This window comes from Microbacterium longlingense (assembly GCF_058349825.2).
The window spans coordinates 230,194-246,642 of sequence record NZ_JBYRJA020000005.1 but is presented as its reverse complement, the minus strand read 5'-3'; the positions used below and the strand labels follow the sequence as shown (position 1 = coordinate 246,642).

General features: G+C 67.2%; 15 protein-coding genes. 11 read left to right on the top strand and 4 right to left on the bottom strand.

Annotated elements, in window-relative coordinates; genetic code table 11:
* Positions 1–11: 11 nt before the first annotated feature.
* From yidC to AC3RXY_RS09395, 7 genes are all read left to right on the top strand, one after another.
* Entirely contained in the window at positions 12–1,010 is a 999-nt protein-coding gene (gene yidC / locus AC3RXY_RS09425) for a membrane protein insertase YidC (RefSeq protein WP_491510718.1), read from the top strand.
* The gene (locus AC3RXY_RS09420; RefSeq protein WP_491510653.1) at positions 1,007–1,489 is read left to right on the top strand and encodes a Jag family protein; all 483 of its coding nucleotides are present in this window, start codon (positions 1,007–1,009) and stop codon (positions 1,487–1,489) included. Before yidC ends, AC3RXY_RS09420 begins: the two co-directional genes overlap by 4 nt.
* A gap of 51 nt (positions 1,490–1,540) precedes the next feature.
* On the top strand, positions 1,541–2,176 hold the full coding sequence (rsmG, locus tag AC3RXY_RS09415) for a 16S rRNA (guanine(527)-N(7))-methyltransferase RsmG (protein ID WP_491510652.1): 636 nt from the start codon (positions 1,541–1,543) through the stop codon (positions 2,174–2,176).
* Positions 2,177–2,403: 227 nt separating this feature from the next.
* Positions 2,404–2,886: a GNAT family N-acetyltransferase gene (locus AC3RXY_RS09410; RefSeq protein ID WP_491510651.1), complete on the top strand. Its 483-nt coding sequence runs from the start codon at positions 2,404–2,406 to the stop codon at positions 2,884–2,886.
* A 1,706-nt stretch (positions 2,887–4,592) separates the two neighbouring features.
* The gene (locus tag AC3RXY_RS09405; protein WP_491510650.1) at positions 4,593–5,534 is read left to right on the top strand and encodes a ParA family protein; all 942 of its coding nucleotides are present in this window, start codon (positions 4,593–4,595) and stop codon (positions 5,532–5,534) included.
* A complete protein-coding gene (locus tag AC3RXY_RS09400) occupies positions 5,534–6,556 on the top strand; it encodes a ParB/RepB/Spo0J family partition protein (protein ID WP_491510649.1) in 1,023 nt (340 codons plus the stop codon). The genes AC3RXY_RS09405 and AC3RXY_RS09400 overlap by 1 nt, the downstream gene beginning before the upstream one ends.
* Before the next feature lie 69 nt (positions 6,557–6,625).
* Complete coding sequence (locus AC3RXY_RS09395; protein ID WP_491510648.1) at positions 6,626–6,970, top strand: tryptophan synthase subunit alpha; 345 nt, start codon at positions 6,626–6,628, stop codon at positions 6,968–6,970.
* 75 nt (positions 6,971–7,045) lie between these two features.
* On the opposite strand, the gene trxA is transcribed toward AC3RXY_RS09395, so the two are convergent.
* The 4 genes from trxA to AC3RXY_RS09375 all read right to left on the bottom strand — a co-directional run bounded on the left by trxA (position 7,046) and on the right by AC3RXY_RS09375 (position 12,276).
* Positions 7,046–7,369 (bottom strand): thioredoxin, encoded by a 324-nt coding sequence (gene trxA / locus AC3RXY_RS09390; RefSeq protein ID WP_491510647.1) that lies wholly within the window; start codon positions 7,367–7,369, stop codon positions 7,046–7,048.
* 70 nt (positions 7,370–7,439) lie between these two features.
* Positions 7,440–8,396 (bottom strand): thioredoxin-disulfide reductase, encoded by a 957-nt coding sequence (gene trxB, locus AC3RXY_RS09385; RefSeq protein ID WP_491510646.1) that lies wholly within the window; start codon positions 8,394–8,396, stop codon positions 7,440–7,442.
* Between the two features lie 156 nt (positions 8,397–8,552).
* Positions 8,553–10,169: a murein biosynthesis integral membrane protein MurJ gene (murJ, locus tag AC3RXY_RS09380; protein WP_491510645.1), complete on the bottom strand. Its 1,617-nt coding sequence runs from the start codon at positions 10,167–10,169 to the stop codon at positions 8,553–8,555.
* Entirely contained in the window at positions 10,162–12,276 is a 2,115-nt protein-coding gene (locus AC3RXY_RS09375) for a DUF6049 family protein (RefSeq protein WP_498224617.1), read from the bottom strand. The genes murJ and AC3RXY_RS09375 overlap by 8 nt, the downstream gene beginning before the upstream one ends.
* A gap of 319 nt (positions 12,277–12,595) precedes the next feature.
* On the opposite strand from AC3RXY_RS09375, the gene AC3RXY_RS09370 reads away from it, so the two are divergent.
* From AC3RXY_RS09370 to AC3RXY_RS09355, 4 genes are all read left to right on the top strand, one after another.
* Positions 12,596–14,113 (top strand): DUF7059 domain-containing protein, encoded by a 1,518-nt coding sequence (locus AC3RXY_RS09370; RefSeq protein WP_491510643.1) that lies wholly within the window; start codon positions 12,596–12,598, stop codon positions 14,111–14,113.
* Between the two features lie 72 nt (positions 14,114–14,185).
* Positions 14,186–15,238: an LLM class flavin-dependent oxidoreductase gene (locus AC3RXY_RS09365; protein WP_491510642.1), complete on the top strand. Its 1,053-nt coding sequence runs from the start codon at positions 14,186–14,188 to the stop codon at positions 15,236–15,238.
* Positions 15,239–15,267: 29 nt separating this feature from the next.
* Complete coding sequence (locus tag AC3RXY_RS09360; RefSeq protein ID WP_491510641.1) at positions 15,268–15,786, top strand: GNAT family N-acetyltransferase; 519 nt, start codon at positions 15,268–15,270, stop codon at positions 15,784–15,786.
* 158 nt (positions 15,787–15,944) lie between these two features.
* Entirely contained in the window at positions 15,945–16,382 is a 438-nt protein-coding gene (locus tag AC3RXY_RS09355) for a GNAT family N-acetyltransferase (RefSeq protein ID WP_491510640.1), read from the top strand.
* The last annotated feature ends 67 nt before the right edge of the window (positions 16,383–16,449 follow it).

Genomic DNA, 16,449 nt, shown 5'->3' with positions numbered 1-16,449 from the left:
TCGACATCATCATGTGGCCCTTCAAGTGGCTCGTCGAGGCGATCCTCGTCGGGTGGCACTGGTTGTTCACGACCCTCGGCATGCCGGCGGCTCAGGGAGCCACCTGGGTGCTGTCCATCGTCGGCCTCGTGATCGTCATCCGCATGGCGGTCTTCCCGCTCTTCGTGCGCCAGATTAAGAGTCAGCGGAAGATGATGGAGATTGCGCCGGAGATGCGCAAGATCCAGGAGAAGTACAAGGGCAAACGCGACCAGCTTTCGCGGGAAGCCATGAGTCGCGAGACCATGGCGCTCTACAAGAAGCACGGCACGACACCGATGTCGAGCTGTCTGCCGCTTCTTGTGCAGATGCCCTTCCTGCTGGGCATGTTCTGGACGCTCAACGATGTGAAGCGTCATGCCGACGCCGGCATCGGTGGTGTGGGAATGCTCAGCGCCGAGCTCACCAAGCAGTTCTATGACGCGCGACTGTTCGGTATCGCCCCGCTGCACACCAGCCTGATCGATGCGATCAACCAGAAGCCCGATGGGTGGGCCGTCACGGTCACGATCCTGGTCGTGCTGGTGGTCCTCATGATCGCGTCGCAGTTCCTCACCCAGCTGCAGCTGATCTCGAAGAACCTGTCGCCCGAGGCCAAGACCGGCCAGGCGTACCAGATGCAGAAGATCATGCTCTACGTCCTCCCGCTGGGCTTCATCTTCTCCGGTGTCTTCTTCCCGCTCGGCGTCGTCATCTACTGGTTCGTCTCCAACCTGTGGACCATGGGGCAGCAGTTCCTGGTCATCCGCGAGATGCCGACTCCCGGTTCTGATGCCGCGAAGGCGCGCGAAGAGCGGCTCGCCCGCAAGGGCAAGGCGATCAACGCTCAGGGCAAGGTTGTTCCGGTCGCGGTGTACGAGGCCGAGCAGCAGCGTCTGCTCGAGGAGGCGGAGCGCGCGAAGGCGACGACTCCGAAGCGCCAGCAGCCGGTCAGTAAGAAGCGCGCGAAGAAGAAGGGGGACTCCGCATGAGCACCCAGGATGCCGTCGAGCCCACCGTGGCTCAGCTGGAGCAGGAGGGCGATGCCGCCGCAGACTTCATCGAGGGGCTGCTGGACATCGCGGATGTCGAGGGCGACCTGACACTCGATGTTCGTCAGGGGCGCGCGTATGTCTCCGTGGAGTCGGACGACCCTTCGCTCGGCGCTCTGTCCGCTCCGGAGACGGTACAGGCTCTGCAGGAGATCACGAGACTCGCCGTGCAGAACCAGACAGGTTCTTTCTCTCGACTTATTTTGGACGTCGGTGGCTCACGAGACGCGCGTCGACGCCAGCTCGAACAGCTGGTCGACGCGGCGGTTGGCAAGCTCGACGAGGGGGCGTCCCAGGCGTCATTGCCGGCGATGTCGAGCTACGAGCGCAAACTGGTCCACGACATCGTGGCCGAGCGGGGTCTGGTCTCGGAGTCCTACGGTGAGGGTGCGAATCGCCACACCGTCATCCACCGCTAAGAGCATCCCAACGTCGTCGATAACGACGTTTCACGTGAAACACGGAGTGTCATGAGCCCTGTGGATAACCCTGTGGAATCGCGCCCCGCCGCGGCTGCCGAGATCTTCGGAGATCGACTGGATCTGGCCCAGAAGTTCAGTGATTCCCTGGCAGAACAGGGCGAGGAGCGCGGACTGATCGGCCCGCTCGAGCTTCCGCGCCTGTGGACAAGACACATCCTGAACAGTGCCATCGCGGCCCCACTTTTCCAAGGAAGAGTGGCGGACGTCGGCTCTGGAGCCGGCTTGCCGGGCATCGTTCTCGCGATCGCTCGACCGGACGTCGAGTGGACATTGATCGAGCCGATGGAGCGGCGCGTTGTGTGGTTGCAGGAGCAGGTCGAGGATCTCGGACTGTCGAATGTGACAGTCGTGCGTGCCCGGGCGGAAGATGTGCGCGGCGGAGACTTCGATGCGGTAACCGCGCGGGCGGTCAGTGCGCTGCGCACACTGGTTCCCCTGACGGCACCCCTCGTGCGTGACGGGGGAGAGCTGATTCTGCTCAAGGGACTCAACGCGGCAAATGAGGTCGAAGCCGCGCGCAAGCAGATCGCGAAGTACCGCCTGTCCGATGTCCGCGTTGAGGTGCTTGGCGAGGGCCTGATCTCCGAGACGACGAGAGTGATTTGGGCGACCGTTCGGGGTTGACCTCGTCATGTGTGTACAGAGGGTGGTGTTTCACGTGAAACACCACCCGCTGTGGCTCAGCCGGCTCCTGTAGCCGGATGCGTGGCGTTTGCGCTGCGGATCGTGCAGTGGGGAGGGGTTCCTTGCCGCGGGGAGGCTGTCCTCCGGATCCGCTCTCCCGAAGGTGCCCTGTTCTGGCCGCCGGAGGGCGAAACGGCGCCGAAACAGACTCCCTCTACCCTCGTGTCGTGCGCATCTCCCCGGAAAGCCCCCGCCTCACCGACGTTCTCGCTCTCGTTGCTGAGCATGTCGAGGAGATGCGACAGCTTTCGCCACCGGAGAGTGTGCATGCGCGGGGCGCGGAACAGCTCGACCGTGATGGCGTGATCTTCTGCACCGCTCGCGATGACGATGGCGCCCTTCTCGGTGTTGGCGCTCTTGTCGTGGGCGAGGACGGCAGCGGGGAGCTCAAGGCGATGCGCACCGCAGAGCACTCCCGGGGAAGGGGCGTCGCGGCCCGTATCCTCGTGCACCTTCTGGAGACGGCGCGAAGCCACGCCCTGACCGAGGTGAACCTCGAGACCGGAAGTGACCCGTTCTTTGCGCCCGCGCATCGGCTCTATCGTCGGGCAGGATTTGTCATTCGAGATCCCTTTGGTTCCTATTCCAACGACCCCCACAGCCTGTTCTTCGGGATGAAACTGACCCCCACCGCGACCCGTTTCACGTGAAACACTCTCATCGCCGGCCCGGAACCTGAGTGGTTGGTGATGCCGTGGCGTCCGCGAGATCCCCACACGCTCAGGCGGGGACCACGCGGCATGCGTCGAATCGGAATCACGATGCAGCACCCGTGTGCTGTCGGCCCGGAGAGCGACCGGAGCCGCTTTCGTCGTGACCTCGACGGCCTCACGAGGCGCGCGAACACTGTTGGCCACCCCGCCGACGCCTACGGAACGTTGGGAGCCGTCAACGAGGAGGGCAACCCCGTCCGAAAGACTGTCTGTCCCCGCGAATGTACGCCATTCGCGAGTCACGCCGCGGCCCATCGTCGCGATGTTCCACGTGAAACACTGTTGCACCTTGGGAATGGAACACCCGCGCGCAGCAAGAGAGGCGACATTGACCCGGTCTCGGAGCGTGTAACCATGCTGTTCGCGCAGAGGCCAACGCACGGCACCTCCCCCGCGATGAATCGGCCGCTGACTCGCTCCGCGCAGCGCGAACTGTCGCGCTCCTGGCGTTTCACGTGAAACATCGATGCCGAAACACCACGAACCAGGGCCCATCTCAATGCGACGTCGAGGGGAGATGGCCCCACCCCGTAGCCGAGAGGAGTTCAGCGAGCAGCATCGAGTTCGGAGATGCCGTGGGGAGGCTAGCGGAAGAGTGACCTTCTGCACCCGGTAGCCGCACGCGAAGTAGTCGTCGCCATGTTCCGGGTTGTGGACCGACCCCGCCGCGATCGCAGCATCTGCAAGCGACATCGAGGCGAAATGAGCGCGTGACCCTGCAGATTGCGCCCTACCCACCGATACGGGGCCCGCACGCGGTTCGACATGACGAGGCGCATTGACGTTGACCACATGAGGAGTGGGCGCGGTGGATTCGAGTGCTGCGAAAGGCACCCCGGTGGTCGACGCCGTCATTACGCCGAGTCAACCGGCCAGACTCGTGGGGACATGGGGGGAGGGCGGGCCGCGGGGCCGTCCCGGGGGAGGGGCAGCCCCGCGCAATGCGGGCAACGCGCCAGAGTGCACGCTGCGGAGTGCACGCGGCGGAGGGGAGCAGTGGCGGGAAACGGGCGGCCCGAGGGATGGTGCCCGTCAGAGGAGCCGCGACCTGCGCGGGAGTGATGGGGAGGGCCGACACACGGTCGACATGGAGTTCTTGCCATGTTTCACGTGAAACGTGGTCCCCCGCGGTCGGAGGGCGATCGCCACCAGGAAGCACACCGTCCCGTCACCCGCTGCGCGAAACCGCCGTCGCCGTATCGCTCGTGGAAGCCGATCGCCGCCGTCAGGGAGCCGGGGCGGTGGACACAGGCCTGGTTCGTGTTTCACGTGAAACACCCGTGCAGCCAACGGGTGGAACAGCGCTGTGGGGGAGGTCAGCCCGGGATGTGGTTGCCAACGATGCCGCAGCGCCGCGAATCTGGGAAACGACGGGCGCTGAATGCCCGAGAAACACGCCGGATCCCCCGATGCACGGACGCGATGGACGACAGCTGCTTCGAAAGGCAGAGCGGTCCCGCGGAAGAGAGCACGTTGATGTGGCACCCGGAGCTCACGGGCGACGGACTGCCCCCGGCCGGGCCAGATCCTGACCGCGTGTCGCGCGCAGGGCTGTTGTTTCTGCAAGAACTCTCCACAGGGAGTCTTCGGACAGCCCTCCGGGCAGTTAGAGTGGAACGTCGAGCATTACACGGAAGGAGGGGATGTTTCACGTGAAACAGCCCGCGAACTCAGCATCTCCCCGTGATTCCCTGCTCGATACGCCTCTGGCGCGTGAACTCGCTGATCTGACCAGCCGACGCCGCGCTCTGGAGGGGACGACGGTGAGCTTCGATGGCCCGACCCGTGTTCTCACGGTGTCAAACCAGAAGGGTGGCGTGGGCAAGACCACAACGACGGTCAACATCGCCGCGGCCTTTGCCTCTCTGGGAGCGCGAGTGCTCGTCATCGACCTGGACCCTCAGGGAAATGCCTCGACAGCGCTCGGTGTCACGCATACGGCAGACACTCCGAGCATCTACGATGTCCTGATCGACGACTTTCCCCTGGAAGAGATCGTCCAGCAGAGCCCGGAGTCACCTAACCTGCTGTGCGCACCGAGCACGATTCACCTGGCGGGCGCCGAGATCGAGCTCGTCTCCCAGGTCGCCCGCGAGCACCGCCTCAAGACAGCGTTGGACAGCTATTTGGCTGGTCATGAGCTGGATTTTGTTCTCATCGACTGCCCGCCCTCGCTGGGCCTCCTGACGATCAATGCGTTCACGGCGGCTTCCGAGGTGTTCATCCCCATCCAGTGCGAGTACTACGCGCTCGAGGGCCTGAGTCAGTTGATCGGAAGCATCCGAATGATTCAGAAGCACCTCAACCCCAAACTTCACATCTCCACGATTCTGCTCACGATGTTCGACGCGCGCACGCGTCTCGCGCAGCAGGTTGCGGAAGAGGTGCGATCCCACTTCACCGAGCAGGTGCTCGACACGGTGATCCCGCGTTCGGTGCGCGTCTCCGAGGCTCCGAGCTTCGGGCAGACGGTCATCAGCTACGACGGATCATCCGCTGGCGCGGTCGCGTACCGCGAAGCCGCGGTTGAAGTTGCACAGCGCGCACAGCGCGCCCATGTTTCCACGCAAGAAGGAGAGCAGTGATGGCGAAGCGCACGGGACTCGGGCGAGGCATCGGTGCTCTCATTCCCACGTCTGAACAGGGCGAGCGGCCGGTTGACGTGTTCTTCCCCGGCGCGCCGGCGGCACCGGAAGCATCGCCCGCGGTGACTGCAGACCCGGCACCGGCGGCGAAGAAGAAGCCGGCTCGCGCCACCCAGAGCAACACCTCCGCGAAAGCCCCGGCTGAAGACCTCGTGGCTGTCCCTGGGGTGCGGCTGGTCCAGGTAGACCCGCAGTCGATCGTGCCGAACCCGCGTCAGCCGCGGACCATCTTCGACGCAGACGACCTCGCAGAACTCGTCCACAGCATCCGTGAGTTCGGTGTTCTGCAGCCTGTGGTCGTGCGCGAGACATCGGCCGGCGTGTTCGAGCTCATCATGGGGGAGCGACGCACCCGTGCTGCGCGCGAGGCGGGCCTCGAAACGATCCCGGCGATCGTGCGCGAGACCGCCGATGAGGATCTGCTGCGCGACGCGCTCCTGGAGAACCTGCACCGCTCGGAGCTCAATCCGCTGGAAGAGGCATCGGCCTATCAGCAGCTCCTCGAAGACTTCGGGATCACCCAGGAGGAGCTGGCGACCCGCATCGGACGCTCGCGCCCGCAGATCAGCAACACCATTCGCCTTCTTCGGCTGCCCGTTCCGGTGCAGCAGCGCGTTGCCGCCGGTGTTCTGAGCGCAGGTCATGCGCGGGCGCTCCTCTCCCTCGATGATGATGAGGCGATGCTGCGCATCGCAGACAAGGTCGTCAACGAGGATCTCTCTGTTCGCGCCACCGAGGAGGTGGTGCGTCGATCGGTGCCGAGCACGCGTGCGTCGAAGCCGCAGCCCGGCGCACGCCGCGCCTACCTGGATGATGTCGCGAGTAAGCTCGGCGACCGCCTGAACACCCGCGTCCGGATCAGTCTTGGTGCGCGAAAAGGCCAGGTTGTGGTGGATTTTGCTTCCATCCAGGACCTCAACCGCATTCTTACGGAGCTCGGCGAAGACGGCTTCGGAGCCTGAGAGCTCCCGGTTGTCCGCAGTGAGCGGACAACCGGCTCGCACGGTGCCACGGGCGCGTAGAATCGTTCGGTGAATGACGCAATTCCCCGCCGTGCGAGCCTGGAGGTGCTCCGAGCCGAAGCGCTCGATGAGCTCTCCGTGCTGATCCAGGAACGTCTCCTCAACGGCGAGGATCCCTGGGACTTCATGGAGGAGCTGCCGAGCGTCGACGAACTGGTTGTGCTGCTCCTTCGTGCGGAGAATATCTCGGCCAACGGAGGCGTCCGTCCGAGCTCCGCGCGACAGTACCGGGTGCTGCGGCAGATCGCGTTGGAGTATCCGGAACTCACCCCCGCGGTGTGGAAACTGCTGGGAGAGCCCGGTCATCGACGGTGGGACGCGGTTGTGAACGACGCTCCGGAAGCGAGCGCCTGACCCTCGCGGTCGTCGGGCATGAAAAACGGCCGGGATGCGGAGTCCGCATCCCGGCCGTGTGCCCCGAGGAGGATGTCAGCCGATGAACTCGGCGAGATCCTGAACGAGAGCGGGCTTCGGCTTCGCGCCGATGATGGTCTTGACGACCTCGCCCCCCTGGAACACCTTCATCGCGGGGATCGAGGTGATCTGGTACTGGGCGGCGAGGCTGGGGTTCTCGTCGACGTTCAGCTTGAGGATGGTGATCTTGTCGCCGTTCTCGGCCTGAATCTCATCGAGAACCGGCGCCACCATGCGGCACGGGCCGCACCATGCCGCCCAGAAGTCGACCAGCACCGGGCCGGTCGCCTCGATCACGTCGCTGTTCCAGGTGGCCTCTGTCGTGGCCTTCGCGCTCATCGCATGCTCCTGTCGTAGATGTCCGTCTTCATCCGGAAACGTTCCGGATGCTCTTTGTGTTCCCGGAATGTCAGGGGATCGCGACCGCCGCATCGGCCGGGGCGTCTGCGAGGGCGGCGAGGTAGTGTTCGGCGTCGAGCGCGGCGACGGTGCCGGAAGCCGCTGCGGTGACCGCCTGGCGGTAGGTGGGGTCGATCACGTCGCCGGCGGCGAAGACGCCGGGCACGCTGGTGCGCGACGAGCGCCCGTCGACGGCGATGGTGCCCTCCGGGGTGAGGTCGAGCTTTCCGTGCACCAGATGCGTGCGCGGATCGTTGCCGATCGCGATGAACAGGCCCTGGAGCGGCAGTTCGCGGGTGTCGCCATCGACCGTGTTGCGGAGCACGACGCCGGTGATGGCATCCTCGCCGAGGATCTCGACGACCTCGCTGTTCCACACGAACTCGATCTTGTCGTTCGCGAAAGCACGCTCCTGCATGATCTTGGAGGCACGCAGGGTGTCCTTGCGGTGGATGACGTAGACCTTGGAGGCGAACTTCGTCAGGAAGGTGGCCTCCTCCATCGCCGAGTCTCCGCCGCCGACGACCGCGATCACCCGGTCGCGGAAGAAAAAGCCGTCACACGTGGCGCACCAGGACACGCCGTGGCCGGAGAGCTTCTCCTCGCCGGGCACGCCGAGCGTCCGGTACGCGGAGCCGGTGGCGAAGATGAGCGCGGACGCCTCCTCGACGCGTCCTCCGCCGAGAGTGACCTTCTTGACCGGTCCGTCCACGTCGAGCTCGACGGCGTCGTCGTAGACGATCTCTGCGCCGAAGCGCTCCGCCTGCGCCTGCATCTTCTCCATGAGCTCGGGGCCCTGGATACCCTCCGGGAAACCGGGGAAGTTCTCTACCTCCGTGGTCTTGGTGAGCTCTCCGCCGACCTCGACCGAGCTGGCGATCACGACCGGGGCGAGGTCGGCGCGTGCGGCGTAGATGGCGGCGGTGAACCCCGCGGGCCCGGATCCGACGATGATGACCTTGCGCATTTTTCTCCTCGCGTTCGCGTGCTTCAACCCATGGTAGTCGCGCGGTATTCCCGGGGATGCGGAGCATGCCCGGGTGCCGAGTCCTCAGGATATTCAGGCCCGCGGGCCTGAATATCCTGAGGACTCGGCACCCGGGGCGCGGGTGGGAGGGGCGCGTCAGCGCCCCGGCAGAAAGCGGCGCAGGAGGGAGGCCGCAGCAGACAGCTCCGGGGCCCGCAGGAGCGCGAGCACGCCGATGTACACCGCGAGGGTCACGGCGCCGATCACGCCGGTGCCGATCGCGCCGAGCAGCTTCTCGGCCGCGGTCCACCCCTCAGCGCCCCCGAGGAGGAGGAAGGTGCCGCAGCCGGCGGACGCGGCCGGAACAGCGGCGATCGCGAAACGACCGATCGCGCCGAGCCAGCGGGATACGCCGATCCCGCCCAGACGCCGGTGCAGCAGCCACGTGGCGATGACCGTCTGGATCACGCTCGAGAGGGACTGTCCGAGCGCGATGGTCGCCGCCAGCAGCGACAGCGGAACGACGCCGGCACTCGCGAGCGCACCGGCCCCGAGCGCGGTCCCGACGATCAAGAAAGCCTGGAACAGCGTGAAGAAGAAGGGCGTGCGCGTATCGCCGTAGGCGTAGAAGGTGCGCTGCACGATGAACAGCACGGCCAGCGGCATGAGGCCCACAAGGTAGGCGATGAGCACGACGGAGGCCTGCACCGCATCGGGAGCGGAGTTGGTGAACACGCGCGACGCCGGGACCGCCGCCGCCACGATCGCCGCCAGCGCACCCATCAGGAAGAACCCCAGGGTGCGAATGCTGCGCTGGATGTCGGCGCGCACATCGTCGTCGCGGCCGGCGCTGGCGTGCTCGCTGAGCTGGGTGAAATAGGGGGTGCCGATCGAGTGGACGATCACAGAATAGGGCAGCATGAAGATCAGCCAGGCGTTCATCATCACCGCGATCGAGGCGTTGTCCCCCGAGGCGTCCAGCGCGATGCGGGTCTGCACGAGACCCGCCACCAGGCTCACGACCGCCATGAGGAGCGTCCAGCCGGCCTGACGGCCGACGTTGCCCAGACCCACCCCCCGCCAGCGGAAGTCGGGCCGCAGGCTGAGCCCCGTCTTCCGCCAGAACAGCAGCAGCACCCCGGCCTGCACGGCGATGCCGGCGGTGGCGATGCCGCCGAGCAGAGCCACGCGATCGGGAGTCCAGTCGTCGAGACCGGTGAGATCCCCCCCGAAGGCCGCCATGATCAGCAGGAAGCCGACGATCGAGATGATGTTGTTCGCGATGGGGGCCCAGGTGAACGGTCCGAAGATACGGCGTGCGTTCAGGGTCTCCCCGATGAGCGCATAAAGGCCGTAGAAGAAGATCTGCGGCATGCACCAATACGCGAAGGCCGTGGCCAGTGCCAACTGACCGGGCGGTCTCCCCTGGGCGATGACGCCGACGAGGAAGGGCGCGGCGAGCATCGCGATGCCGGTCGTGACCAGCAGCACGACCGTGCCGAGGGTGAACAGCTTCGAGATGAACGCGCTGCCGCCGTCGGAATCCGTGCTGGCCTTGACGATCTGCGGCACGATGACCGCCGTGAGGATGCCCACCGAGATCAGCGAGAACACATCGTTGGGCAGCTGGTTGGCCAGGCCGAACGCATCCGCGGCGGCCGACGCGTTCGAGCCGATGAGGCTCACGAGCACGATCGTGCGGAGCATGCCGGTGATGCGCGAGATCATCGTCCCCGCAGCGAGAAGGCTGCTCGCGCGGCCGATACTAGACATCCTGCTCCTTGTCGGCCGCGTCTTCGGCGTCATTCATGCGGCGATCGGCATCCTCGTCATTTGACATGCTGTTGCCGGCATCTCTCGGCGTCGCGCGGCGGCGGCGGATCGTGCGGATCACGCCGAGCACGAACAGCACCGCGACGAGCGCCGCAAGGATGATCAGGCCGGCGCGCTCCCAGTCGGCGCGCAGGGTGACCGAGACGTTCTGGTCGGTGCCGAGTCGCACGCCGCCGTTGCCGGTGAGCGTCAGATGCACGGTGACCTGGCCGCTCGCGACGAGCGCCTCAACGGGCACGCGCACCTGCGTGTTGCCGTTCGGCGCGATCTCGGCGATGTTCAGCGTCTGCACACGCAGGCGCGGATCGCTCGGCTCTGCCGTCAACCGCACCGACACCGGGTAGGGCAGCTCGTTGCTCACCCACACCGGGAGGTGCGATGCCGCGCTGATGAGCTGGATCGGTGGGAGCGGCTGGATCTGAACCGCGTTCACGGTGCTCTCAGCCTCCTGATGCGCCGCTTCGACCGCACCGCTGAAGGCTCCGTCGTCGACGTGCGTGCCGACGGACAGGAGACGGAGCAGATCGAGGCGTGTGCGCGCCGTGAGCTGCGCGGGATCTTCGAGCACCTGAGCAAAGTGACCGATCCGCTGCTCGTCCTCGAGCAGGAGCCGCGTCGCGGCGCCGCGATGAGCCCCCAGCGGTTCGACGACGTCGACCTCGGGTGCTGCGGACGCCAGGATGTCGCTCACGCGAGCCGGGCTCATCAGATCGGTCATGGCCTCGCGCAGCAGAGCCGCGTCGCGCGTATCGGAGCGGTCCAGGGCGACAAGGGTGATCGGGGCGGTGCGGTTGAACCAGAGGTACCCCCGGGCCTCGCCCAGCGCGGCGGCGCGACGGGCGTCGTCATCCGCGGAGAGACCCCGGGAGAGCGCGCCCGATGCCTCGGCGTCGGCGACCAGCACGCTCGTGTCGTCAACAGACGCGTGCGCGGGGTTCGGAGACCCGCCGTCGATCGAAGTCGAGGGGAGCACGACAGATGCACCGTCGGTCAACGCTCCGATGCTGACGAGGTCTGCCGCAGAGACGTTGTCGCGCGGCCACACCACGTCCTGGCGTGCGCCGGCGATGGCGGTGAGGGCTGCGGTGTCGGGCAGGACCGCGTCGTCGCCGGGCGTCTCGGGAGCGAAGCCGGCCGCATCGACGAAGGGGGTGAGGTCGATCGGGGACAATCGCGTCGCGACGTCGGCCTGCGCCTGTGCTGTGAGGTCGGCGTCGGCGAACTCGAGAACGTATACCTCATTCGGAATGGACTCGAGCCGGGTCAGCCAGGCCAGTGCGGAAGCCGGAGCCCTGGTGCCCAGAGCGCGGATCGCAGCGACGATCGCGGGATCGACAGCGAGAGCGGCGTCGGTCGCCGCGATGGCGTCGAGCTGGGTGGTGAGCGCCCCGGTGGGAGCAGTGAGGGTGGTGAGCTCATCCGCGGAGAGCAGATATCCCGCCGGCGTCGCCGTGATCGGAATGAGAACGGCGGTGCGCGGGGCAGCGCCTTCTGAGACGACGATCACGCTGCGAGCGGTGAGTGCGTCGACCGGCATCGTGGTCGTGGCGTCGCCGGCGACCGAGATCCCGTCGACGGTTGCGACGATCGGGTAGACGCCGGGGGTGAGTGTGAGCATCACCTCGGCGGTGATCGTCAGGGTGGCGGCGCCCGAACTGGCCGGAGCGACCGCCGGCGTGGTCGCGGTACCGAGAACGCGGAGGTCGGGGGTGATCGCGCCATCGAGCCAGGCGCTCAGACCGGATCGGGAACCGAGTGCGGCGCCGATCTGCAGGCTCACCCGCCCCTCGCCCAGGCGTCGATCGCCCGGGTTCTCGAGGGTGACCGTCGCGGTGAGCGGTGTTCCCGGTACGTACTTCCCACGCTGGTCTGTGCTGAGCATCGCGGTGGGCGGATCCTCGGCGATCTCGGTATCGTCGACAGCCGCGGCGGCGGTGCGGGGGCTTTGGCCGAGGGGGAACGCCCCCGCCGAGGCCGGAGCCGCGGTCGTGAGGATCACCCCGCTGAGGGCGATGAGGAGCGCGGCGGCGCGCGACGCTCTGCGCATCCGCCCACGCGGGCCTCGGCGGGGAGGGTTCATGACGCTGTTCTCCTGGCGGCTCCGGGTCGCGGGCGCACCCGTGGCCGCGGGCCTGGCGACACCCGACCCGGGAAGGCGGGGCGCCGGTCGGTTCCGGCCCTGCGATTCTAGGGCTCGCCACGCGCTGATTCCTGGAGGCCCGGCCCGGCGATGCCCGGCACGGCCGCGCCGAGTGGAGTCCGACGAGCTCCGTCGGGCGCCCCGGCTTGGCGACAGGCACGTCGGCGCGCGGTGTTCTCCGTGTCCGGAACGCGCCGCGGGATCGGCCCCGCATAGGCTTGCGGCCGTGACCCGCCTCGCTCCGCATCCCGATCCCGTTCTCTGTGCGGCGCTCGCCGCCGACCTCGATGCGGCAGGGTACCGATCTGCGGCCCTGCGGGAGATGTGGGGCGCGGAGGTCGACGACGCGTTCGCCCGCGGTGTCCGGCGCCCCCTGCTGCGGAAGATCGCGGGGAGCACCGATCTTCTCGCGATCCTGGCCACGTTGTTCATCGTCGGACGGCCCGTTCCTGCTGTGGATGTCGCACGCGCGCTCCCGCGCACCGGGGTGGCGGGCCTCGCCGTTCTGGGTCTCGCGACCCTGGAACACTCCGCAGACGGCGTGGAGATGGTGATGCCGGGAGCCTCCCTGCGACCGCAGTCCTTCGCCGACGACCGTGGCGAGGGGGAATGGTGGATCGCGAGCGATCTCGATGAGCTCGCCCTCGGCGGTGCGCTGCCCGTCGATCATGTCCTCGGCGTGGGCGGGGCGTCGCGCACCCTCGCCGAGATCGTCGTTCCAGCGGCCGTGGACAATGCCCTCGACCTCGGCACCGGATGCGGTATCCAGGCTCTCCTCATCGCCCGGCACGCGGCTCGTGTCGTGGCCACCGACATCTCGGAGCGCGCGCTCGCGTACGCCAGGATGAATGCGCTGCTCGCGGGGGCGGAGAACATCGAGTTCCGCCACGGCAGCATGTTCGACCCGGTCTCCGGAGAGCGCTTCGAGCTGGTGGTCTCCAATCCGCCGTTCGTCATCACCCCGCGCGCGGCCGGTGTGCCAGCGTATGAGTACCGCGACGGCGGGCAGGTCGGCGATGCGTTGGTGGCGGAGTTCATCGGCGGGGTCGCTGATGTCCTCGTTCCGGGGGGCACGGCGCAGCTGCTCGGGAACTGGGAGACGCGTGAGGATCATGACGGTCTCGATCGGCTGCGCTCCTGGGTGCCCGCGGACGTCGACGTCTGGGCGGTCGAGCGGGAGAGTCTGACTCCGCTGTCGTACGCCGAGCTGTGGATCCGTGACGGCGGCACGATCCCGCGCGATCCGGGCTTCGACGCCCTGCTCGATGCCTGGATAGACGACTTCGCATCCCGGGGAGTCACCGCCGTCGGCTTCGGATACGTGCTGCTGCGGCGCCGGGAGGACGGCGGGGCCGGCACGGCCCGGCTGGAGCGGTTGTCGCAGCCGGTCGAGGGGGCGGGCGCGGCGTTCCTCGCCGGTCTTCGTGCCGGGGACCTGCTGGACCATGCGGGGATGCCGGAGCGTCTCGTCGTCGCGGGGGATGTCACCGAGGCGCGCCACTTCCTCCCTGGCTCGGAGGCGCCGAGCGTGATCGAGCTGCGGCAGGGCGGCGGCTTCGGCCGCGTGCTCTCGATCGATCCCGCTCTGGCGGGCTTCGTCGGAGCATGCGATGGGGAGCTCTCCGTCGCCCAGATCGTCGCCGCGCTCGCCGATCTGTTCGATGTTCCGCTCGCCGATCTGTGGGCCGATCTCGCGCCGCGCATCCGTCGCCTGGTGGTCGACGGGTTCCTGCTCCCGGCCTGATTCCCTGACGTGACGGTTCGGCGCCGCGGGCCCCGCGGAATATGTCGAGCAGATCAGCGTTAGACCTCCGTGATGAAAGCCTTCGGATTCCTCACTTTCGGCCACTACGCCAATGTGTCCGGCTCCACCGCCCGCACGGCGGGCGAGATGCTGCACCAGACCATCGAGCTCGCGGAGGGGGCGGACGAGATCGGCGTGAACAGCGCCGCGGTGCGCGTGCATCACTTCGCGCGGCAGATCGCGTCCCCTATGCCGCTGCTGTCGGCGATGGCTGCGCGCACCAAGCGCATCGAGGTGGGTACGGGCGTGATCGACATGCGCTACGAGAACCCTCTGCAGCTGGCCGAGGAGGCCGCTGCGCTGGATCTGATCGCGGACGGACGGATCGCTCTCGGGATCAGCCGCGGCTCACCCGAGACCGCGATGCGCGGCTATGAGGCCTTCGGGTACACCGGCTCGACCGATCCCCGGGGCGCAGATATCGCGCGGGAGAAGTTCGACCGGTTCCTGCGCGCGATCCAGGGGGAGACGGTGGTCGACGCCGACCCGGCCATGGCCGGGACGCGGGGGCGCCTGGCGATCGAGCCGCGTTCGCCCGGCCTGTCGGATCGCATCTGGTGGGGTTCGGGTACGCGCGCGACGGCTGAGGACACCGGCCGCCGGGGTCTGAACCTGCAGAGTTCGACGCTGCTCACCGAGGCATCGGGCAGGCCGTTCCACGAGCTCCAGCGGGAACAGATCGACGCATTCCGCGCCGCCTACCGCGACGCGGGTCACACCCGGCCGCCGCGGGTGTCGGTGAGCCGCAGCATCTTCCCCCTCGTCGACGAGCGTGACCGAATGTACTTCGGGACGCCCTCGGAGGAACGGCACGACCAGATCGGCGTGATCGATGGTTTCCGGTCGACATTCGGGAAGACCTACGCCGCCGAGCCCGACCGTCTGATCGAGCAGCTGCGCGCCGACGAGGCCGTGATGGCGGCCGATACCGTGCTGCTGACCCTGCCGACCCAGATCGGGGTCGAGTACAACCTCCACGTGCTGGAGTCGTTCGCGAAACATGTCGCGCCCGCACTGGGATGGAAGCCGAACACGGAGGGTCCGGTGCAGGGTTATCCGATCTGACACGTCGGTGGCCGCGGTGCGTTGGCGGCATGATCCGCTGGCATCATGATGCGATGACGTTCAGTGTTCGCGCCCCGAGCATCGCGGACGCCCCCGATATCGCCGCGCTGCACGTGTCGACGTGGCGGGAGGCATACTCGCATCTCCTGCCTGACACCTTCTTCTCCGAGGAGTACATCGCCGGTCGGCACAGGATGTGGGGCCACGTGCTCAGCCACGTGACCGATGATGTCGTCATCAAGGTCGCAGAGATCGATGGACAGATCATCGGTTTCGCGTGGGTGGGGCCTGCGAGGGGGATCGACGGAGAAGAGCCGCCGCGGGAGCGGCAGTTGTATGCCATCTACGTGGCCGCAGCACAATACGGTTCCGGCGCGGGTCAAGCGCTTCTTGATGAGGTGCTTGGCGACCGTCCGGCGATGCTCTGGGTCGCCAAAGAGAATCCCCGAGCGACCGCGTTCTACGTGCGTAACGGATTTCATTTCGACGGTACTGAACAGATCGATCCGTACGCGCCAGACATCACCGACGCTCGAATGATCCGGTAGGGGCAGGCAGATCTCGCTATCGGGCAGATCTCACTATCGGTAGGAGTCTTTCTGATCGGTATCGCGGCGGGGGCGCAAGGCGGCGGGTGCCGCCTGCGGCGCGGAAGTCCAGGACGGGTGACCGGCCGTCGTGCGCGGTGGTGCTGTAGTGTTCCGGCGTGCCGATTGAGCTCCGTCCCAGCGCCGATTCCGACCTCGACTGGATCGTCGAGGTGAGAGCGCTCGTCCTCCGTGAGGATCTGGAACGACTCGGCCGCTTCGACCCGGTCCGTGTTCGCCAGCGCCTGCGAGACGGATTCGACCCGGCGAACACCCGGGTCATCGTGTGTGACGGCGCGGACGTCGGCTCAGTCAGTGTGCGCCAGGAGCCGGATGCCCGGTGGCTCGAGCACTTCTATCTCATCCCGTCGATGCAGCGGCGCGGGATCGGGAGTCAGGTCCTGGAGCTGATCCTCCGCGAGCCCGCCGAAACCCCGTTGCGACTCATTGTGCTGCGCGGCAGCAGTGCCCGCCGGCTGTACGAACGCCACGGCTTCGTGGTCGACACCGAGGACGATGTCGATGTCGTCATGATCCACCGACCCGCCGGGCGATGACAGGGGTCCGGGTGCTCTGGCAGGGGGAGGAGGTTCCCCACGCCAGGCCATCGCGCGGGACGGGAGC